General features: G+C 52.8%; 20 protein-coding genes. 14 read left to right on the top strand and 6 right to left on the bottom strand.

The annotated features are described in order from the left end of the window. The first annotated feature begins 10 nt into the window (after positions 1–10). The 5 genes from R6H26_RS26940 (at position 11) to rppB (ending at position 7770) form a co-directional block, all read left to right on the top strand. Positions 11–1930 (top strand): efflux RND transporter periplasmic adaptor subunit, encoded by a 1920-nt coding sequence (locus R6H26_RS26940; protein WP_404787039.1) that lies wholly within the window; start codon positions 11–13, stop codon positions 1928–1930. Between the two features lie 11 nt (positions 1931–1941). After that, positions 1942–5103, top strand: coding sequence for an efflux RND transporter permease subunit (locus R6H26_RS26935; RefSeq protein ID WP_404787037.1), 3162 nt, complete (start codon positions 1942–1944; stop codon positions 5101–5103). A 79-nt stretch (positions 5104–5182) separates the two neighbouring features. Beyond that, a complete protein-coding gene (locus tag R6H26_RS26930) occupies positions 5183–5677 on the top strand; it encodes a hypothetical protein (protein WP_404787036.1) in 495 nt (164 codons plus the stop codon). 55 nt (positions 5678–5732) lie between these two features. Then, entirely contained in the window at positions 5733–6434 is a 702-nt protein-coding gene (gene rppA / locus R6H26_RS26925) for a two-component system response regulator RppA (RefSeq protein ID WP_404787034.1), read from the top strand. Further along, the gene (rppB, locus tag R6H26_RS26920; RefSeq protein WP_404787033.1) at positions 6412–7770 is read left to right on the top strand and encodes a two-component system sensor histidine kinase RppB; all 1359 of its coding nucleotides are present in this window, start codon (positions 6412–6414) and stop codon (positions 7768–7770) included. The genes rppA and rppB overlap by 23 nt, the downstream gene beginning before the upstream one ends. Positions 7771–7847: 77 nt before the next feature. Here rppB and R6H26_RS26915 read toward each other — a convergent pair whose 3' ends face one another. The 3 genes from R6H26_RS26915 to R6H26_RS26905 all read right to left on the bottom strand — a co-directional run bounded on the left by R6H26_RS26915 (position 7848) and on the right by R6H26_RS26905 (position 10077). Further along, positions 7848–8489 carry a Uma2 family endonuclease gene (locus R6H26_RS26915; RefSeq protein WP_404787031.1) on the bottom strand — a complete coding sequence of 214 codons (642 nt, stop codon included), beginning with the start codon at positions 8487–8489 and terminating at the stop codon, positions 7848–7850. 26 nt (positions 8490–8515) lie between these two features. Further along, entirely contained in the window at positions 8516–8710 is a 195-nt protein-coding gene (locus tag R6H26_RS26910) for a hypothetical protein (RefSeq protein WP_404787030.1), read from the bottom strand. 86 nt (positions 8711–8796) lie between these two features. Continuing rightward, positions 8797–10077, bottom strand: a complete 1281-nt coding sequence (locus tag R6H26_RS26905) for an aminotransferase class I/II-fold pyridoxal phosphate-dependent enzyme (RefSeq protein ID WP_404787028.1) — start codon at positions 10075–10077, stop codon at positions 8797–8799. Between the two features lie 310 nt (positions 10078–10387). Between R6H26_RS26905 and R6H26_RS26900 the strand changes: the two genes are divergently transcribed. The 4 genes from R6H26_RS26900 to rnhA all read left to right on the top strand — a co-directional run bounded on the left by R6H26_RS26900 (position 10388) and on the right by rnhA (position 13871). Continuing rightward, positions 10388–11623, top strand: coding sequence for an MFS transporter (locus R6H26_RS26900; RefSeq protein WP_404787027.1), 1236 nt, complete (start codon positions 10388–10390; stop codon positions 11621–11623). Positions 11624–11869: 246 nt separating this feature from the next. Then, positions 11870–12409, top strand: a complete 540-nt coding sequence (locus R6H26_RS26895; RefSeq protein WP_404787025.1) for a Uma2 family endonuclease — start codon at positions 11870–11872, stop codon at positions 12407–12409. A 143-nt stretch (positions 12410–12552) separates the two neighbouring features. Then, positions 12553–13083 (top strand): sterol desaturase family protein, encoded by a 531-nt coding sequence (locus R6H26_RS26890; RefSeq protein ID WP_404787024.1) that lies wholly within the window; start codon positions 12553–12555, stop codon positions 13081–13083. A 2-nt stretch (positions 13084–13085) separates the two neighbouring features. Beyond that, positions 13086–13871 carry a ribonuclease HI gene (gene rnhA / locus R6H26_RS26885; protein ID WP_404787022.1) on the top strand — a complete coding sequence of 262 codons (786 nt, stop codon included), beginning with the start codon at positions 13086–13088 and terminating at the stop codon, positions 13869–13871. A gap of 80 nt (positions 13872–13951) precedes the next feature. On the opposite strand, the gene R6H26_RS26880 is transcribed toward rnhA, so the two are convergent. Further along, positions 13952–14416, bottom strand: a complete 465-nt coding sequence (locus tag R6H26_RS26880) for a CAAD domain-containing protein (protein WP_404787020.1) — start codon at positions 14414–14416, stop codon at positions 13952–13954. Between the two features lie 343 nt (positions 14417–14759). On the opposite strand from R6H26_RS26880, the gene R6H26_RS26875 reads away from it, so the two are divergent. The 5 genes from R6H26_RS26875 (at position 14760) to R6H26_RS26855 (ending at position 19233) form a co-directional block, all read left to right on the top strand. After that, entirely contained in the window at positions 14760–15413 is a 654-nt protein-coding gene (locus R6H26_RS26875) for a histidine phosphatase family protein (RefSeq protein WP_404787018.1), read from the top strand. A 28-nt stretch (positions 15414–15441) separates the two neighbouring features. Then, complete coding sequence (locus tag R6H26_RS26870) at positions 15442–15963, top strand: M67 family metallopeptidase (RefSeq protein ID WP_404787016.1); 522 nt, start codon at positions 15442–15444, stop codon at positions 15961–15963. Positions 15964–15987: 24 nt separating this feature from the next. After that, positions 15988–17160, top strand: coding sequence for a molybdopterin-synthase adenylyltransferase MoeB (moeB, locus tag R6H26_RS26865; RefSeq protein WP_404787015.1), 1173 nt, complete (start codon positions 15988–15990; stop codon positions 17158–17160). Between the two features lie 138 nt (positions 17161–17298). Further along, positions 17299–17892, top strand: a complete 594-nt coding sequence (leuD, locus tag R6H26_RS26860; RefSeq protein WP_404787013.1) for a 3-isopropylmalate dehydratase small subunit — start codon at positions 17299–17301, stop codon at positions 17890–17892. A gap of 36 nt (positions 17893–17928) precedes the next feature. Continuing rightward, a complete protein-coding gene (locus tag R6H26_RS26855; RefSeq protein WP_404787012.1) occupies positions 17929–19233 on the top strand; it encodes a citrate synthase in 1305 nt (434 codons plus the stop codon). Positions 19234–19243: 10 nt separating this feature from the next. Here the strand turns inward: R6H26_RS26855 and R6H26_RS26850 are convergent, their stop codons facing one another. Both R6H26_RS26850 and R6H26_RS26845 read right to left on the bottom strand, forming a co-directional pair. Continuing rightward, positions 19244–20248: a 2-hydroxyacid dehydrogenase gene (locus R6H26_RS26850; protein WP_404787010.1), complete on the bottom strand. Its 1005-nt coding sequence runs from the start codon at positions 20246–20248 to the stop codon at positions 19244–19246. Positions 20249–20365: 117 nt separating this feature from the next. Next, a complete protein-coding gene (locus tag R6H26_RS26845; protein ID WP_404787008.1) occupies positions 20366–21508 on the bottom strand; it encodes a CobW family GTP-binding protein in 1143 nt (380 codons plus the stop codon). Between the last annotated feature and the right edge of the window lie 131 nt (positions 21509–21639).

The raw sequence follows: 21639 nt of genomic DNA, 5'->3' as shown, positions 1-21639 counted from the left end.
CAAAACACCTATGCAGCCTGCTTTTTTGCGAATGGCCTCCTTGAGGGCGGGCCTGATGGCGATCGCAACGATGAGCGGCATAACCACCGCCTGCTCAGCAGTTTCCCAAACAAGTACTCAATCTCCAAGCCCCACCATCATGGATTCGGTCATGAAGGGAATGGATCGTGGCAGTATGGGCAGCGTGTCTATGGATCTGGGGCCAGCCGATGCTGACCTTGACCTAAGCTTCCTTGATGCGTTGGCTTTCATCCCTCAACGTTCCCGTTTGAAATGGCGAAAAACGTCTGTAACATTTGCGAGCGCGTTGTTATTGACCATAGGCGCGACCTCCGTCTTGGCTCACGGCGGGCATGGAAATGAATTTCAGGGCGATTCACATCCAGCGACGGGTTCTATCCAAGTGGACGCGGCAACAGTCAAGCGCATGGGCTTGACTGTTGCGCCCGTTCGTCGTCAGTCCTTGGCCTTCAGCATTAAAGCGACGGGGCAAATCGAGACATCTCCGAACCGAAAGGTGGAGGTAACAACTCCCATCATCGGTACGGTGACTCAACTCCTAGCCCAGCCTGGCGATCGCGTCCAAGCAGGTCAGCCTGTTGCGGTGCTCGCTAGCTCTGAGATTGCCGGACTGCGAGTGGATTCAATCCAAAAACGCTCTGAGGCAGAGGCAGATTTGAGACAAGCAGAAGCGGATTTAAGGCTGGCGCAACAAAATACGGTTCGTCAGCGCCAAATTGCATCCGCCGACTTGCAACAGGCTCGATCGCAATTGGCGTTTGCTCAAGAGAAATACGATCGCGATCGCGATCTCCTAAAAGTGGGTGCGATTCCCCGTCGCCAAGTGCTGGAAACTGAAACTCAACTGATGGAAGCAAAATCCGTCGTGGCCAAGTCAGCCAGCCGTCTAGAGTTTTTGCAGGCGGAATCGAACCTCCAAAAAGCGCAATCCGATGTGTCCTTAGCGCGATCGCGGATTCAACTGAGCGATGCAGGCTATAAAGCGCGACTCAAGCAGTTAGGAGGCAGCGCCAACCCCAACGGAACGGTCACGATTAAAGCCCCGATTTCTGGAACAGTGGCCGATCGCGAAGTCACGTTGGGGGAATCAGGGCAAGACGCAGGCAAACCCATTATGACGATTCTCAATGACCGTAGTGTCCTAGTTGCCGCTAATGTCTACGAAAAAGACTTAGGCCAGATCGAGGTCGGACAGCAGGTACGGGTTAAAGTGGCGAGTTTACCCAACCGCACGTTTGTGGGACGCATTAGCGTGATTGGGTCTGCGGTGGAAGGAGAAACTCGCGTTGTGCCCGTTAAAGCGGAACTGGATAATCCAGACGGCCTCTTGAAACCAGGCATGTTTGCTGAATTGAATCTGTTAACGGGTCGCTCCTCTGCACCCGTGTTGGCTATTCCTCAGTCTGCCATTGTGGAAACAAATGACAAGAAGACCGTGGTGTTTGTGCAAAACGGGAATGCTTATCAGCCCGCTGAAGTGTCTTTAGGGCAGACTTCTGGAGAGTTGGTAGAGATCAAAAGCGGTCTATTCGATGGCGATAGGGTGGTGGTGCAGCGGGCCACTCAACTGTACGCGCAATCTTTACGCGGCGGAGCGCCTAAAGAAGAGGAGAAAACAGAAACGCCAGCCGCTGCACCTACTGGGAGCAATCTTCAGAACTTGGTTTTACCCTGGTGGGGCTTAATTGCCTTAAGTGGGGCGATCGCGACCAGTACTTTTTTGGCGAGCACCTACTGGGCAAAGTATCAATCTCGAAAACAATTTGCGCCAATTAGCGATGAGAATTCCTTTGAGTTAAATCATGGGAGCAACCATGGTGCTGACCTAGGCTCTCATCTTGACTATGGTGAGCGTTCATCCGATTTGCCGCAGCCAGAAGCGGTGGAAGCACCGCGTCAGAGACATTAAGGGGAAATCGGATGTTAAATGCCATTTTGAAATGGGCGATCGCCCGTCGTTGGCTCGTCGTGCTGGGCACCCTGCTCCTCATGCTGTGGATCGGGCGAACCGTGCCCCAGATGCCCTTGGATGTGTTGCCTGCCTTCGCCCCGCCCCAAGTCGAGATTCAAACCGAAGCACCGGGACTTGCCCCGGAAGAGGTGGAATCATTGGTGAGTTTGCCCATCGAAAGCGCGCTCAACGGCACCCCTGGCGTTACAACAGTCCGATCTTCCTCAGCTGCGGGGATTTCCGTGGTGCGGGTCGTCTTCAACTGGGGAACCGATTTATTTCAGGCGCGGCAACTGGTGACAGAGCGATTGCAGCAGGCCCAAGGCAAGTTACCCCAAGGGGTCGAGACGCCGCAGATCTCCCCGCCAACCTCTCCCATCGCCACGATCGCCACCTATGCTTTCACGATCGATCGCCAACCGTCCTCCGGGAACGCGCCCACATCCATGATGGAATTGCGTCGGATCGTTGACTGGCAAGTGACTAATCGCTTACTCGCCGTTCCGGGTGTCAGTCAAGTCTTGGCGTTTGGTGGGGATGTTCGACAGTATCAGGTTCTGGTTGACCCTGCCCAGCTAAAAGCATTCGATGTGTCGCTAGAAGAAGTTACCCAGGCGGTGCAAGCCGCAAATGTCAATGCCCCTGGAGGCTATATCATTACCCCCGACAAAGAAACGCTGGTTCGAGGCATCGGGCGCGTTGAGGGACTTGAAGATCTCAGGCAATCGGTGGTGACGGCCCGTAAAGGAACGCCTGTACGACTCTCTGATGTGGCAAATGTGCAGATTGGCGCTGCGATCCAGCGGGGGAATGGCAGTCTCAACGGTCAACCAGCGGCGATCGTGATGGTGAACAAGCAGCCGCTCATGGATACGCCAACGGTCACGCGATCTGTAGAAGCAGCGATGAAAGAGGTGGTCGATGGTCTGCCCCAAGATGTGAAGGTAAAACGCACCTTCAGCCAAGATACCTATATTGAATCCTCCGTCGAAAATGTTCGGGCGGCGTTGATTGAAGGCGGAATTATTGTGGCTCTGGTGCTGATTCCGTTTCTGATGAACTGGCGGATGTTGGTTATTTGTTTTGCGGCGCTGGTAATCTCGCTGTTGGTAGGGTTGTTGCTGCTTAGCGGTCTGGGGCAAAGCTTAAATACCATGACCCTAGGCGGCTTAGCCGTTGCCATTGGCTCTGCTGTGGACGATGCCATTGTGGATGCGGAAAATGTTTACCGTAGCCTGCGAGAAAATCACCATTCGGCTCGGCCTCGTCCTTTACTAGATGTGGTCTTAGAAGGCTGTCAGGAAGTCCGCGATTCAGTTTTTGGAGCCACGGTGATTACCATCGTCGTGTTTGCCCCCATCTTTGCGCTGACGGGCGTTGAAGGCAGCATTTTTTCCCCGATGGGGTTAGGCTACCTCGCCGCCGTTCTCGCCTCCAGTGTCGCCGCGCTCACGATTACCCCGGCGCTCTGTGCTATTCTTTTACCCCACGGCCCCCTCCCCGAACAAGAACCGCGTGTTGCACGGTTCTTCAAAGCCTTGTACGCACCTTGTCTCAACTTCTCTTTACGACGTTCCAGCGTAATTCTGAGCGGTGCGATCGCCCTCTTGGTCGCAGCCCTTTTGATCGTTCCAACGCTGGGACGCAGTTTCTTGCCGGAGTTTCAAGAACAAACCCTGGTCAATACCTTGTCCCTCTATCCAGGATCTTCTTTGAATGCAACGGATCGCGCTGCCTTCGTGATGGAAGATGTGCTGAAGGACGACCCCAGCTTTGAATACGTGCAAGTTCGGTCAGGACGGGCACCTGGCGATGGCGATGCGGCGGGCGTGAATCTCGCCCACGTAGACATCGGCATTAGCGATGAAGGAATGAAACAGCGAGATCGAACCCTGGAACGTCTGCGAAAAGAATTCAACAAAATTCCGGGCGCTGCTCCCAGCGTGGGCGGCTTCATTACCCATCGCATGGATGAGGTGCTGTCTGGGGTCAGAAGTGCGATCGCTGTCAAAATTTTTGGACCCGATCTGACTCAACTGCGAACCATCGGTCAACAGGTTGAGGCTCAAATGAAAACCGTAGAGGGCATCGTGGATTTGCAGCTAGAACCCCAGGTGCCGATTCCGCAAATTCAAATTAAATTCGATCGTGCGGCAGCGAGTCGCTATGGCCTGACGGTGGGAGCATTATCCGACACTGTTGAGACAGCCCTCAATGGGCGCGTCGTGTCTCAGGTCTTAGAAGATCAGCAAACCTTCGACTTGCTGGTTTGGCTGAAGCCAGAAGCCCGCAATAGTTTAGAGACGATTGAAAATTTGCTAGTCGATCGACCCAATGGCGAAAAAATCCCCCTGGCGCAAGTCGCTCAAATTATCAACAGCACAGGCCCCAACACCATCAACCGAGAGAACGTTTCGCGTTTGATCGTGGTGGCTGCAAATGCGAAAGGACGAGATTTGCGCTCAATCATTACCGAAATGCAATCCAAGATCGAGCAACGTGTGCCCTTACCCGCCGGCTATTACATTCAGTACGGCGGACAGTTTGAAGCTGAAGAACGCGCCACTCAAAACATCCTGGTCTTTAGTGCGATCGCCTTTATCGCGATCGCGATTTTGATGTACTTGCTAGTGAAATCGATTCCTTCAACCCTCGCGATTACGATCAACCTCCCAATTGGTCTAGTAGGTGGGGTAATCGCAGTTGCACTGACGGGCGGCGTGCTATCGGTTGCGTCGCTGGTCGGGTTTGTCACGCTCTTTGGGGTTGCCACGCGCAACGGTCTGTTGCTGGTGGACAATTACAATACCAAGTTTTCTGAGGGAATGCCATTAAAAGAATTGCTGGTCAAAGGCTCAATGGAACGCTTGAATGCCATTTTGATGACGGCCTTCACTTCGGCGCTCGGTTTAGCACCCCTGGCATTCTTTGGCGGGTCTGGGAAGGAAATTCTTCAACCCCTATCCATTGTCGTATTGGGCGGCTTGTTTACCTCAACCGCGCTCACGCTGCTTGTAATTCCTGCCCTGTATTCTCGCTTTGGTAAGTATTTATTTTCAAAATCAAGATTGCCTGTCAGCAATAACGGCAAGGTTAGCGAGATTGCGATAGGACAATCCCAAAATGTTTGAGTTTTTATTGAATGGCAAAATCACACATTACAGCCAGCATCCATGCGTTTCGATCGTTTTTCTCTTGAGGAGTTAAACTATGAAAGCCTTAAAATTTCTACCAATCGGTGTCAGCGGCCTAGTATTTTTGTTCTTAGGAGCCTGTAGCGGCGGGAATCAGACGGCTAGTAATGTGACCAGTTCAGTAACGACTGACACTGCTGCCAAATCACCAGAACGTCCTTCCAAAGGATCGGGAGGATCCGAAAATCACCCCAAAGCCTCTAAAGGTGGACAAGTCATTGAGTCTGGGCCTTATCATCTAGAACTTGTCCCTAAAAAAGAGGCGAGCGGAACCCACTTAGATTTCTATCTCCAAAAAGGAGATACCCATACAGCGATCCCTGACGCAACGGTAAAGGCTCAAGTTCAACTCCCAGACGGAACTCAAAAGTCTCTCGATCTCAAATACGATCCTGATGGACAGCATTATGCCGCTATATTGTCTAGTTCAGTGACTGGAGAGTATAAAGTTGCAATCCTCTCAAACATTAACGGCGAAAAAGTGAACGGTCGCTTTAGCTTTAAGCAGTAGCATGCAGTCGATAATTGGGATGAATTGTCTCGAATGATGTCTGAAGGTCGCCGCAATGAGAATTCTCCTTGTTGAAGATGAGCCAGATCTCGGCGAGGCAATTCAGCAAAGCCTCAGTCGAGAAAAATATGTCGTGGACTGGGTAAAGGATGGTGCCGAAGCTTGGAACTATCTGGATAGCCCCCTCGACTACACGCTAGCCATTCTGGACTGGCTCTTGCCGGGACTCTCCGGGATCGAACTTTGTCAGCGGCTGCGGGCCAAACAGAACCCTCTTCCTGTTTTGCTCCTGACGGCCAAAGACAAAATGGAAGATAAAGTCGTGGGTTTGGATGCCGGAGCCGATGACTATTTGGTGAAGCCCTTCGACATGGCGGAACTTAAAGCAAGACTGCGGGCATTACAGCGGCGATCGCCTCTATTACAGTCCCAACAGCTTCAAATCGGCAATCTGATCCTGGATTACGGTACCGCCACAGCTTCGGTTCAGACAGCCCACGCAAACCAGCAGATCGTTCCGCTCACGGCTAAAGAATTCCAGCTTTTAGAATACTTCATGCAGCACCCCAACCAAATCCTAACCCGCGACCAGCTCATGAATCGGGTTTGGGATATCCAGTCAGACCCCATGAGCAACGTCGTTCCGGCCCAGATGCGTTTACTGCGGCGTAAGTTGGCAGAATATGGGTGCGAGGGTCTACTAGAAACCGTCTATGGACTAGGGTATCGGCTCAATGCTCCCCATGCATCAAAGTAAACTCTTTACCCGCACGCGCTGGCGCTTGAGCGCCTGGTATGCGGCCATCATAGGCGCACTCTTAAGCCTGAGTGGGCTGGCCTTTTACGAGATGCTGGCTCAGGCGCACTGGCACGCGCTCCATTTAGAGCTGGAATCTTTATCGGGAACCCTTCATGACGGTCTCGAACCCATTTTAATGCGTCCGGGTCAGCTAGAGCCAGAAGTCAAACAGCTCTTGCCTGAGCTATGTTTAGCAAACGAAGATTGCTTAAAACAAACGGAGCCTTTGGCGCGTCACATCTTAGGTAAAGCACAGCGGCATGGCTACTACGTTCGTTTTCTAGACCCCTCTGGGCACATCATTGCCACGGTAGGATGGCAGCCTAAAGGGTTACCGTTTCAAACACAGGCCCAGGACTGGCAAACCCTTAAAGACGATCGGGGGCAACGCTATCATCAAATTTCGTTGCTGCTGAAAACCAAAAGCAACACCGCTTGGGGCTATATGCAGGTAGGGCGATCGCTTTCTGCCTACGATGACTACTTAGCCATGACCCGACTGGTCTTGCTGATCGGGCTGCCCGCCGCACTCGTTCTGACGAGCGGAGCAAGCTGGTGGCTGGCAGGACTAGCCATGCGTCCCATTTATCAGTCCTATCAGAAGATTCAGCAGTTTACGGCTGATGCAGCCCATGAGTTGAGAACTCCCCTCGCCGCCACCCAAGCAACGATTGAGTCCGTCCTAGAAGCAGAGACCCTTTCCGAATCAGAAGCTCGTAAAACGCTCTGTGCTGTCGAACGCCAAAATAATCGTCTTACTCAACTGGTGCAGGACCTCCTCCTGCTGTCTCGTATGGATAGGCAAGAAATTATGCCTAAACAACAGCCCTGCTGCTTAAAAACGCTCGTTTATGACGTGGTTGACGAGTTTGAGGGGTTGGCGATCGCCTCAGAACTTCAGCTCAGTCTAGAGATTCAGGTTCAGCAGTCTCTCTTTGTATGGGGAGATGAAGAACAGCTTTATCGACTGGTCGCAAACTTGGTGACGAACGCAATTCAGTACACCCCAAAAGGAGGAACGGTCGCGCTACTCCTGCATCAATCTGACCATCACGCGGTCATTCAGGTTAAGGATACGGGGATTGGCATTCCAGCTCCGGAACATTCGCAGATTTTTGAGCGCTTCTATCGGGTTGACAGTAACCGCGCTCGAATCACGGGCGGTTCGGGGTTGGGGCTAGCCATTGCAATGGCGATCGCCCACGCCCATCAGGGTACAATTCAGGTGCAGAGCCAATTAGGACAAGGCAGCACTTTTACTGTCAAATTGCCCGTCACGGCTGGAAACCCATGAGACGTAGGTTCGGCAGAAGAAGGCTCGAATCTGGTTCAATGGGACTCAAATCGGAATCCGACCCCTAGCGGGATTGGTTATCGTTGTGCCTGAACCCATTGGCGAAAAGCTCTCAGCGTTTGGCTGCGTCCCTCAACTTGGCTGCGATCAATAAACTGAGTGATGGTGTCAGCGATCGCAAATCCTGGAAAGTTAGGACTAACCTGAGTATCGACATACTGTCCCTGCTGCAACACGCCGATCCTTAGCTGTCCTGCTTCAAAACGCCACAATTCAGGAACGCCGAGTGTTTGGTAAGCCTCAAGTCCTGTTTTAGAGGTGACATCCACCTCAATTGCCAAATCTGGAGGAGGGTCAACCGTCAAATCAATTCGCTCTTTACCAATCATCTGGGCATGGTGTTCAATGTAAAAGCAGTCATCTGGCTCAATTCCCTTAGCCATGTCCTGCCGTTTGAATGTGCTAGAGCCAAAACATTCGTTGTCGATATCCAACTCTTCTAGCAAAATTTTCACCATATCCCCGATTAAAACCTTGGCTTTCTCATGCTTCGGCAAAGGCATCCGTATCTCTAAAACTCCATTACTGTAAGCAATCCGGCTAGCTCGTTTATCTCCTAACTCATGAAGAATAGCTTCAAATTCTGACCAACCGACTTCTTGCACTTGCAGGCGTTGTCCGGGCTGAACGACGAGTTGGCGAAGCTGAAGCGTGACCATAGGACAAGGGTTGATGGGGGATGCTTTCAGTATAGCGAGGCGCGTTTGCGATAGTCTTTAGCGCTAAAATCGCGGGCGACATCTATTTTTTGACACTGGTAATGCATCATCGGCGATCGTTTTCGCGCGAGGCTGAGTTGATAACTTTTGTCAGTCGATCGGGGTTCGGGGCTGGGGCTGGCCATTGACTGACCGATCGCCCACGCACACGAGGGCAGCATTCAAGTCTAAAGCATGACAAGAAAAGCAGCGCCCGATCGGATGGCCTGTAACGCCTAAATAAAAACTCGAACTTTAGTTTATGACGCTAAGCCGTCAACGAAGAGCGATACATCATATCTCGCGTTGCAGCCATCGCGTTCGCGAGCTTATCCATCTCGGTTTGGGTATGAATTGCATTGACCGTGATGCGCATTCTGGGCTTTGCAATAAACCAGATCGGCGAAATCCAGATACCGTGGTCTTCTAACATCCGACGGCCAAATTCCTTCGGATTGATTTCAGGCGGCATTAACACGGGCACTACATTGGTTTCGCCCACTGCCGTAAAGCCTTCCTCGGCCAAACGAGAGCGCAGATACTGGGTGTTGGCCTGTAAGCGCTCCACCAACTCAGGGTGCTGCCGGACTTGGCGAATGCTTTCTAGCGCAGCAGCCGCTAGCGGCGGCGACAACGAAATAGTGCCAATGGAGGTAGGCGACACGTTCAGCAAGGGCTTGAATTCCTTAACGTGGGTGCTAATGGCCGCACCCGCTGAAGCTGCAAATTTAGAAAACGTGGTCATAATGATGGGCACAACCCCCCGATCGATGGCGTCTTGGGGCGTTAAACCAAAATGTTCGTAAATCCCTCGGCCCGTTGCGCCCAGCGCGCCACTGGCATGAGCTTCATCCATTACTAAAACGCTATCTGGATAGTGTTGCAGCACGTCTAGCATCGCGGGCAGGGGCGCAATGTCTCCATCCATGGAGAAGACAGCATCCGTCACCACCAAGATGCGATCGCCGGGGCGCGCGTATCGCTTAAGTTTGCGGGCTAAGTCCTCCGCATCGCAATGGCGGTAAGATTTCATCCGAACTTGAGGACTGTAGCCAAAAATTTTTCCAGAGCGGGTGCCTGCATTCACCACGGCTGAGACAATACAGCCGTGATTGAGGACATCGCTTAAAATGAGAGTCTCGCGGGTGTGCTTAAAGCCCGGAACCGGAATGGCAAGATGGCAGAAGGCATCGATGAGGGCCTGCATTGCCATCCAAGCGTTGATAAAAAGCTGGGTATGGGGGAGGTGCTTAAATTCAGAAATTTCCCGTTCTAGATCTCGGTGGAGGGGAATGCGACCGCTCAGAACCGAGCAGGAGCTGTTAGAGGTACCGTAGTTCGCAATGGCGTCAATCGCCGCTTGTTGCACCTGAGGGTTCTGGACGAGTCCTAACACGTCATTAGTGCAGAAGGTCAAAACAGTATGGCGTTCTCCAGTTCTGGCCTCTTCAATCTCAACCAGATTGCCCTGCTTTTTATGGCAAAGGTATTCATCTGGATCGAGATCGCTGTCAAACCACCGCTCGACATATTCTTTAATAACTTGCACGCTTGACTCCCCGAACCTTATGTAACGAACGGCTTACCTACTATGGCTCATCAGTATAGGCTTAAAACGACGTTTTCAGCATCGATTTGTGCCACAAACGCATTCGTCACTCTTTTTGCGCCTATGCAACGAGCAATATAGAATTTGACTGTAAATTGACGCTTAAATCCGCATCCCGAAGGTAGAATAATCCGTTGAGGTGACGTTCGGCAATATACAGGTCAAACAATTTAAGGGTTTAGAGCCACGATGCGTGACGGTTCGTCTTCTCTCCAACGATCGAAATCACCTTTCTCAACCTCAACCTACTGTGAGTAAACCTCTTTCTGCAACCTGGCGCGATCCGGTTCTGTGTTTCCTGCTCGTTGCTGGATCTCTGACCGTCATGGCGGGTGCGGTGATGGCTCCCATTCTGCCAGAACTGATCGCGCACCTGCATCTCAGCCGAGGTTGGGCGGGGAGTTTGGTGAGCGTCCACTATTTAACGCTGGCCATTTTTAGTCCCATTTTAGGCGTCATCGCCGATCGCCACGGTCAGATGCGGGTGCTGATTCCCTGCCTGCTGGGATATGCCGTGGTGGGTGCGAGTGGGGCTTTCTTGCCCGATTACTTTACCCTGCTGGTGGCGCGGGGGCTGCTGGGGGTTGCCAGTGGCGGCATTGCCGCATCGAGCTTGGGACTGCTCAGCCGTCGCTACGAGGGAGAAGCGCGCCATCAGGCGATCGCCTATGCGGCGACGGCCATCACCCTTGCCAATATTGTCTATCCGCTCCTGGCTGTGGGGCTAGGATACTTTAACTGGCGGTTAGCTTTTGGGCTATACGGGGTTAGCGCGGCAATGGCCGCAATTGCGCCGCTGCTGTTTCGGGCGGGGGCGAGATCGCGCGCGCCTCGGCCCAAAAATGCTGCTACAGACGGCATTCAGATCGGCCCGCTCCTGAGTTCTCCCGCGAGCCTGCGCATTTTTATCAGTCTGATGATGGTCTCAGCCATTGTCTATGGCACCATCGTGTACCTGCCGATTTATCTCAAAACGGTTCTGGGTAGCGGTTTGATCTGGAATGGCTTCATCCTCGCGATTCAGGCGGTGGGGGCTGCCTTTAGCTCCGGCTTGCTGCTGCGAGCCTTCACGCGGCGGGTGGGCAGCCTGGGGGTGGTGGGGCTGAGCTTAGGCACCATGGCGCTATTTTTAACGCTCTTTCCCCATCTGACTGACTTATCCGCATTGATGCTGGTTTCGGGCTTGTTTGGCGTTAGCTTCGGTTTGGTTACGCCCAGCCTTTACAATCTTTTGGCTAACTTGGCTCCAGATCGCCTTCAGTCAAGCATTTTAGCGACGGGGATTGGCGCGGGTTTTCTGGGGCAGTTTGTGTCGCCCTTAATTTTGGGCGGCATTTTGAGCGCGACCGGGATCCCAAGCGTGTTTTATAGCTGCGCTGCGGCGGCGATCGCCCTTGGACTCAGTCTTTTGATTCCCTTAAGGCCGCAGCCCGCTCCTGCGACCGAAAACGTGACCCCTGTAGAAAACGTCACCCATGTAAGATAACCCGTAAAAGTTGCTCCTATACTGTCGAGTGCCCCTGAAAATTACGTCCGATTCGTACCCATAAATAATGCGGATCTCAAGTCATTCATTTAGGAATAGCATAGGAATAGCCGATACTAAATAGGGAGATCGCGAGTGCTTTTTTCTGAAGGGCAATCGCGCTTCAGCCATGGATAGCGAGAACCCTTGTCCAGCAAAAGGATATAATTAAGGGAGGATTTCTGATTTTGGGATACTAAGCGGCTTATGACATCAACAGCCCTTCATCCAGTCACTTTAGATAAGTTTTCTCAACTTCCCAACATTGAAGAATCTCCAGCCTGGGAACTCATCGACGGTCAAGTTTTACAAAAACCCATGCCAACATTTCATCACAGCCGCCTGCAAAAACGGTTAGTGACCTCCATAGACAATACAAATGGCCCCTATGAAGCCTTTCCAGAACTTCGCTGTATCTTAAGCCAAAATTCTATTGTCCCAGACATCACCATCATCCACCAAAGCCGAATACCGACAGATAACGAGCCGTTCAAAGGTGCTCCAAACTGGCTGATTGAGATTCTTTCCCCCGGCCAAAGTACTACAAAACTCATTACAAAAATCCAGGTATGTCTAGATGAAGGAACTCAATTAGGGTGGTTGATCGACAGCCAAGAAACAGTCGTTATGATTTTTATGTCAAATCAGCCACTTCGGCTATTTCGTGGTGACAGTTTGCTACCTGTTTTGAGCGATCTTTCATTACAACTCACACCCCATCAAATTTTCGGTTGGCTACAATCCTAATGCAAAGCAGATCGCGTTAAAGCTCGAGGCATCCCGGCGCCCTCCTTCTGCTGCTGATTCTCGCACTATCCCACCATCGAACCCACCTTCCAAACCGTAAAGCGGTATATTAGCCCTAAAGAACGTTAGGAGTGAGTGGATTCATGACCTTTGCAGAGGCAACCGATGCGATCGCGAATGTGCAGCAGTGGGGCGTTGCCGTTCTCTTTTTCATTGCTGCCTTTATCTTTGCCAGCCTAGTCGAGTATTGGATGCATCGGCTCATGCACGTCTCAGCGCGCATTGGCGCAAAACACCGCGACCACCACCGTCGCAATGAAGGGCAAGGCGTCCTCTGGGAGTTTCGGGACTACGTGCTGGGCAGTTCGATCGCATTGCCTTTGATGTTTTTAGTATCCGCGACTGCAGGATGGGGTTGGCTGTTAGGCGGGATCGGCTTTGCAGCCTTTTCTGCCTACGCCCATCAGCTCCAGCACGAGAACCCGATAAAATGCTTCTGGATGAAAATGCCCGTGCATTACGTGCATCACAAGTACGGCATGTGGAATCATAACTTTGGCCTTGCGGTGGACTGGTGGGATCGCGTTTTTGGCACTTATAAAGCTGTCGACTGGCTGACCCCAGACGAACTAGACCGCCCGACCCTTGGCTACGCTCAATTGCGATGGTGGTAACGTTGGCAAATGCAATCAAGGCGATTTACACGGATGGAGCCTGTTCTGGCAACCCCGGCCCTGGCGGGTGGGGTGTGGTCATCCAGTTTGCGGATGGCACGCAACACGAACTGGGTGGCTACGCGCCTCAAAGCACTAACAATCGGATGGAGCTTCAGGCTTCTATTGAAGCCTTAAAGGCGCTCAAAACACTACTGCTTTCTCCTGCAGAAGCTTCCTTGCACACCGATAGCGAGTACGTCAAAAACGGAATTACCAAGTGGCTGCCGAACTGGAAGAAACGCGGTTGGAAAACAGCCCAAGGGAAAGCTGTTTTAAATCAAGACCTTTGGGAAGCTCTTGACGAACTGAATTCGGATCGGATTCAGTGGCATTATGTTCGTGCCCACAACGGACACCCCGGCAACGAACGTGCCGATGCGATCGCCCGTGCCTTTTCCCTCGGTCAACCCCTACCCTTAAGGCAACTCGAGAACCCCATGACTGCTGAACCCATCGAGACATTCCAAGGGATCTCAGAATCCTCCTATACAGGCGACAGCCACTCCCTTGAAACGCGGGCGCAGCACCTGCGCGATCTCATTGATATTTTAGAGTTGGCCGATGCGATCGCCGCCGAGGGCTACCTGATTACCAGCGCGGAACTTGCGGATCTGATGGACGTTCACGCCAGCGCGGTCACCAGTCGAGGCGATCGGTGGATCTGGCGTAACTGGGAAGTCTCGCGGGTGCGACGCGAAGGCAATCAAATCCTCTGGCGGCTCCAACGAGCGGATGACCGCATCTAAACAGTAAAAACCGCGCGACAGCTAAGACGTCAGAACCCTTCCAGGAACTGAGCGTCGAGCCGAACGTTCGACGAGGATGGCTAGCTTGCCTTGCCGAGAATGCGCGCTTTGACCCGATCTAACTCCTGTAAGAGTTCGTTGCGCGTATCGGCATATAGCAAGTACCGCACGACCACCCAGCCCGTAAAGCCCAACCCGACCAGCTCGAAGGTGGGTGCAAACAAAGGAATAGCGTTAAGGCGAGCCAAGACGCCATCGGCAACAGCAATGCCCAACCCTGCCGCTAGAATCAATCCTACGGTGGTCATGGGCTTTCGATATTCGCCAAAAACGCTGCCAAAATGGTCTGGGAAAACGACCAAAAATTGGAGGGCTTTTTCAAGCTGTTCTTGCCACTCTGAATTTGCAAATGTTTGGTCTGAGTTTTCTAGCTTAAGTAAGGTGCCGGGGGTATCTGCGTTCACATCTAGAGCAGCGGGAGAACTGACGTCTGTTGTCGTCTCTGTCGCAGTTGCTGCCATGGGTTCGAGTTCGGTATTGTTCATGATTGCACCCTGATAATCGTCATTGGTGAGGAAGAGGCTTGGCGCATTAAACCAGAGGTTTTGGAAATGGTCAAGGGCGGAGCAGCATTCTCGTTCCAACTCGCTCCAAGAGCGAGTTCTTTGTACTGTACCGTAGGACCGCTAAAGTTTGACTAAAGTTTGGTTTGACTAATCCTACTAAAAATAATCCGGTGAGCTGTGCTCATGAAGGAAGATCTGCTCGGCAACGCGAGTCGACGATCGGCGGAGCTCTAAAGTCAGTCAAATCTATAAAAGGGTCTAAAGTCATGTTAGGAGATTAAAACACGTTCAATTGTTTGATAGCGATCCAATGTATCTTTTGATGATTCGTCATGCAGAGTCGTTGGGCAACCGAGAATATCGCATTCAGGGACGGGTTGATTACGCGTTGTCGGCGCAAGGGATCGAGCAAGCGCACGTGCTGGGTCAAGCCCTTGCAGAACGTTGGAAGCCAACCCATATCTACTCCAGTACGCTCGTGCGGGCGGTTCATACTGCGGAGATTTTGCGAGATTATTGGGCGACGCGCGAGTCTACTGCCACCATAACCCCCTGTCCCTCTTTACAAGAGATTAAAAACGGCGTTTTAGAAGGGCTAACTTGGGCTGAGGCTGAAGTGCGACATCCCGATCTGAGCGCGGCGCTGATGGCGTCTTCAGATTGGATTCCGATTCCAGGTGCTGAAAGTCTAAAGGCAGCCCGCGATCGCGCCCAGCAGTTCATTCAAACAATCTCAACGCAGCACTGCAACGAAGATAGACTGTGGGTTGTAACGCACGGCGGGTTTTTACAGTATTTGGTGGCGGCAATATTGGGGAGCGATCGCACTTGGGGGTTCTCGATTCCACCCACGGCTCTCTTCGAGTTCGAGCTAGACTTGGCGCGCTGGAACACCGCCGATCAAAATCGTTACAACGCTCTGCTGTGGAGAATCCACCGTTTCAACGACGCAACCCACCTAAAATCAGAACTGTAATTTGACGTTCGCGCTACAACCTACCGCAATGGTTCTCTCTCTCACCGAAGCCCACCTTCAATCCCTCCGCCTCCACGCAGCGCAAGCCTATCCTGAAGAGTGCTGCGGGCTACTTTTAGGCATTCATCAGTGGCGAGAGGGAGTGGAGACTAACGCGATCCGGCAGGTCTATGCGACGCCCAATACATGGGAACAAAGCCTAACCGACCTTGACGCTCCAGAACAGCTCGCCGCCACGGCCCATCGTCGTTACCGGATCGATCCCGATGCCATGCTTCAAGCACAACGCCACGCCCGGACCAACGGTTGGGATATTATAGGGATCTATCATTCTCATCCAGATGCAGCGGCGGTTCCCTCCGAGTGGGATCGGGCGTGGGCGTGGCCCCAATACTCGTACGTCATTATTTCGGTTGAGAATGGCACCGCTCGCGATCTTCAGAGCTGGTGCTTAGATACACACCATGAGTTTTTACCTGAGAGGCTTATGGTTTCTGACGTAGCTCCCCCTCAAGTTACGCCAAACCTCGAAGATGCCCTTGAGATCTAAAAGCTTTGCGCAAGGATAACGACAATGCTCAATCCGAATCTGGACGAGATCCAGCTCACAAAAGACGATTACGAGCGGTATTCCCGCCACTTGATTTTGCCGGAGGTTGGCCTAGAGGGTCAGAAAAGACTGAAGGCGGCTAGTATCCTGTGCATCGGCACCGGGGGATTGGGTTCGCCGCTGTTGCTGTATTTAGCAGCAGCAGGCATCGGACGCCTGGGGATCGTGGATTTCGACGTGGTGGATTTCTCTAACCTTCAGCGTCAGGTCATCCACGGCACCTCTTGGGTGGGCAAGCCCAAAATCGAGTCCGCCAAGAACCGGATTTTAGAGATCAATCCTCACTGTCAGGTGGATCTTTACGAAACGCAGTTCACCTCTCAAAATGCGCTCCAAATCGCCGAACCTTACGACATTGTGATTGACGGGACGGACAATTTCCCGACGCGCTACCTGGTGAACGACACCTGCGTGTTGCTGAATAAGCCGAATGTGTACGGCTCCATTTTTAGGTTTGAAGGGCAGGCGACGGTCTTCAATTATGAAGGCGGCCCCAACTACCGCGACCTCTACCCCGAACCCCCGCCTCCTGGATTGGTGCCCTCCTGTGCCGAAGGCGGCGTGCTGGGGATTCTGCCTGGCATTATTGGGGTAATTCAGGCCACGGAAGCCATCAAAATCATTTTGGGACAGGGCACCACCCTCAGCGGACGGCTGCTGCTGTTTAACGCCCTAGATATGAAATTCCGGGAACTAAAGCTGCGCCCCAATCCCACGCGCCCCGTCATCGAAAAGCTGATCGACTACGAAATGTTCTGCGGCATTCCCCAGGCAAAGGCAGCGGAGGCCGAGCAGCAAGCTGCCATTCCTGAGATGACCGTGACGGAGCTGAAGCAGGTGCTCGACAGCAGCGCCAAGGACTACGTGCTCCTCGACGTGCGCAATCCCAATGAATACGAGATTGCCCGCATTCCTGGTTCGGTGCTGGTGCCGCTGCCCGATATCGAAAACGGGCAGGGCGTGGAGAAAGTGCGATCGCTCGTCAACGGCCATCGTCTGATTGTCCATTGCAAGATGGGCGGACGGTCGATGAAGGCGCTCGGCATCCTAAAGGGTGCGGGGATCGACGGCACCAACGTTAAAGGCGGCATCCAAGCCTGGAGTCGCGAAGTAGACGCATCGGTACCCGAATATTAGGGATCGGTCTGGGTTGGCATCGCTCTCCTGCGACGCCAACCCTTGCTCTAGGAATCGCGTGACCCAGATCGTGTTTGAAGATGAGAATTTGAGGATGGAAGTCCCTCAAGTGTCAAGAACTGTTGAATCGAGGTTGAAATGGGTAGCGAAATACAGTCCGTCACGGGCACAGGCATTCCCCTAGCGGGCAACGACGTGGACACCGATCGCATTATTCCGGCGCGGTTTCTCAAAAGCATTACCTTTGACGGACTCGGCGAACAGGTCTTTATCGACGATCGCACCGCTGCCCAGGGCCAACACCCCTTCGACCTACCCCAATATCAAGGCGCAAAAATTTTAGTCGTCAACAATAACTTTGGCTGCGGCTCCTCGCGGGAACACGCACCCCAGGCGATCGCCCGTTGGGGCATTCGAGCCATTGTGGGCGAAAGCTTCGCCGAAATTTTCTTTGGCAACTGCGTGATGCTGGGCATCCCCTGCGTCACAGCCGAACCCGCGATCGTGGAATCGATCCAGCAGCATTTGCAAGACAATCCTCAAATGACGCTCACCGTCGATCTAGAAACCATGAAGGTCAAGTATGGGGATCTCTCCGCTCCCGTCAACATGGGAGATGGGCCGCGTCAGACCCTGCTGACCGGAACCTGGGACGCCTGCGGCCAACTTTTGGCGGGCGTTGCCTCAATTCGGGAAACCGCTGAAAAACTGCCTTACTTAGCTTGGCATTAGAATGGGGAGCAGGATTGAAACGAGGATCGTCGTCCGATGAGCGATAACCGCGCGCCAAGCGTCCGCACTCCCCCCTACCAAGTCACCATTGCCGATAGTACGGGCGAAGCCCACCTGCCAATTTTAGAAGGAACCCTCGGCCCAGCTGCGGTAGACATCCAGCAGATGTACGGCAAGCACAACCTGCTGGCCTACGACCCAGGCTTTCGCTCGACGGCCTCCTGCAAAAGCGCCATCACGTTTATTGATGGCGATGCTGGAGTGTTGTTATATCGCGGCTATCCCATTGAAGAATTGGCAGAACACAGCAACTTTCTGGAGGCTTCTCACCTGCTCATGTTTGGGGAACTGCCCGACCCTCAGGAAGCCGAGCAGTTTGAGAAAGAAATTCGACACCATACGCTCCTCCACGAGCAGGTGCTGAATTTCTTTAGAGGGTTTCGGCGAGACGCCCATCCGATGGCCATTATGGTGGGTGTTGTAGGGGCGCTATCTGCGTTTTATCACGATGATATCGACCTCCAAGATCGCGATCGCCGGATTCGAGCTGCCATTCGGCTTTTGGCAAAAATGCCCACCATTGCGGCAGCCAGCTACACCTATAGCATTGGACGCCCCATCCGCTATCCCTGGAACGACCTCGGCTACGCGGGCAATTTTTTGCAAATGCTGTTTGGCGTCCCCAGCGAAGTGTATAAGGTCGATCCGGTTTTAGCCAAAGCAATGGATCTCATTTTTCTGCTCCACGCCGACCACGAGCAAAATGCCTCCACTTCGACGGTGCGCCTAGCCGCCTCCTCCGGAGCGAACCCGATTGCCTGCGTTGCAGCGGGGATCGCCAGTCTGTGGGGCCCCGCGCATGGCGGGGCCAACGAGGCCGTCATCCGCATGCTGAAGGAAATTGGCAGCGTTGAGAATATACCCAAGGCGATCGCCCGTGCCAAAGACAAAAACGACCCATTTTTGTTAATGGGGTTTGGGCATCGGGTTTATAAAAACTTCGATCCGCGCGCGCGCGTCATTCAAAGAATGGCTAAGGATGTTTTGGAGCATTTGGGCATTAACGATCCGCTTTTGGACATTGCCATCCAGCTCGAGCAAATTGCCCTTCAAGATGAATATTTTGTAACGCGCAAGCTTTACCCCAACGTTGATTTTTATTCCGGTATTCTGCTGCGGGCGATGGGCCTACCCACCAATATGTTTACCGCCATTTTTGCCCTAGCCCGAACGGCTGGCTGGATGAGCCATTGGCTGGAGCTTACGGAAGATGCCCACGGCATCGACCGACCCCGACAGCTTTATGTCGGCCACCCGCAGCGCTCCTATCCTAAGCGTTAAATCTCCACGCCTAAGAGGTTTTCTCCAAAGGAATGCGATTGGGACAAACGCGTCCGCGAGCAAAATCTGTAATGTTAGCCAGGGTAGTTTCGGCAATGTTTTTGAGCGCATTGCGAGTAAAGAAACCTTGATGGGCCGTAATCAAAACGTTTGGAAACGACTGCAAAAGCTGAAACGTGTCGTCCTGAATCACTGTATCTGATAAATCTTCAAAGAAGAGCGATTCTTCTTGCTCGTACACGTCAATTCCCAAGTATCCAATTTGACCGGACTTGAGACCTGCGATCGCCGCAGAGGTATCCAAAAGCCCTCCACGACTGGTGTTGATCAGCATGGCTCCTGGTTTTAGATGCTGCAGGGATTCTGCATTTAGTAAATGATGGCTGGCAGGTGTAAGGGGACAATGCAGCGACACGATATCTGAAGCTGCCAAGAGTTTTGGGAGTTCTACATAAGCGACGCCCAAACTTTGACAGGCAGCATTGGGGTAGGGATCGTAGGCCAACAGCCGACAACCGAAGCCGTGCATGATTTGAGCGAAACACTGACCGATTCTTCCCGTGCCTACCACGCCCACGGTAGACCCGTGCAAATCGAATCCCAGAAGACCCTCTAAGGCAAAGTTGTCATCGCGGACGCGATTGTAGGCGCGGTAAATTTTGCGATTGAGTGCCAAAATGAGCGCTGCAGCATGTTCTGCAACGGCGTAGGGAGAGTAGGCCGGTACCCGCACGACCGTCAGCTCTAGTTCTGCCGCAACGTGCAAATCTACGTGGTTGAAGCCTGCCGAGCGCAGCGCAATGAGCTGCACCCCCCGAGCGGCGATCGCCCTTAGGGTCTCGCCATTCAGCGTGTCATTGATAAAGACGCACGCCGCCGCACAGCCCTCCGCCAGCGACGCGGTTTCGCGGGTCAAACGCGGCTCCAAAAACAACAGCTCGTGGCCGTGAGCCAGATTTTCAGCCTCCAAAAACTGGCGATCGTAAGGCTTGGTACTAAAGACAGCTACTTTCATCAAAACCTTTCTGCTCTAGTCTTTGGCGGGATCCACTGGCTCAAAAAAACGGCCTGCTCAAAAAACGGTAGGCATCAACGCACCCACCGCGCTAGAAAAGCGATCGGTCTTGCGACGCTACTTGCCAAATCCTTTCCCGCGTCCGGTGGAGGCGACGGTGAGGCAGCGTTCGATCTGAGATCGCAGTTTGTCGCGATCTAGATCTTGACCGATCAGCACCAATTGATTTTTAGGCTGTCCTTTCCACTCGTCATCGTCTAGGGAAAACCGCTTGCCACTCAGATGAAAGACATGACGCTTCGGGCTTTCGTCAAACCAAAGCAGACCTTTGGCGCGAAAGACATTGACCGGCATTTCGTTGTCTAAGAAATTCTGGAACTTGCGTACAGAGAACGGGCGATCGCTCTCGAATGACAAAGACGTAAAGCCATCCACCTCCAGATGGTTGCTGTGCTGGTGGTCGTGATGGTCGTGATGGTCGTGCTCATCGTGGTCGCAATGTCCGCGATCGTGATCGCATCCGCTGTGGTCGTGATGGTCGTGGTGGTCGTGGTGGTCGCGATCGTGATGGTCGTGGGTAGCTTCAGGCTCTGGACTGTAATACTTATCCGTTTCAAACAACCCCACGCTCAAGATCAAAGGCAAAGGCACCTCTCCCTTCACGCTTCTGAGCAACCGCGCACCCGGACGCATATCGCGCACCCGGACTTCCAAGAGATCTAGATCGGCCTCGTCTACTAAGTCTGCCTTATTGAGCAAAATAATATCGGCGTAGGCAATCTGATTTTCGGCCGCCTGGCTGTTAAAGAGGTCGATGCTGAAATTTGCAACATCCACCACCGTCACAATCGAGTCCAACCGCGTCAGCTCTCGTAAATCCGTGCCTAAAAACGTCAGCGCCACAGGCAGGGGATCGGCCAACCCCGTCGTTTCGACAACCAGATAGTCAATCTTCTCGGGACGTTCTAGGACTTTGTAAACGGCTTCCACCAGATCGTTATTGATCGTGCAGCAGATACAGCCATTGCTCAGCTCCACCATGTCTTCGCCCGTGGTCACGAGCAACTCGTTGTCGATGCCGATTTCGCCGAACTCATTGACCAAAACTGCCGTTTTAATACCATCCTGATTGCTAAGGATATGGTTTAAGAGCGTCGTTTTACCGCTGCCTAAAAAACCCGTGATAATCGTGACCGGAATGCCGCGTTTATCGGTCGCCATTGCGCTTGGAAGGGTAGGAGCTGTTGTCGTGTTTGTCATACCGATTTACTCGCTTACTGAATGTCTGGTGCACCTTAAGGGCAGTTTTGAGGAGGCGACGTTAAAACTCGGCTTCGAGAGGTTCCACGAAGCCGTCTATTTTTTCATTATGCCGCACCCCGTCTGCGATG

It is taken from the genome of Altericista sp. CCNU0014, from assembly GCF_044923475.1.
GTDB lineage: Bacteria > Cyanobacteriota > Cyanobacteriia > Thermosynechococcales > Thermosynechococcaceae > JAAURS01.
The sequence above is the reverse complement of the archived record's forward strand: the minus strand, read 5'-3'. Positions and strand labels throughout refer to the sequence as shown.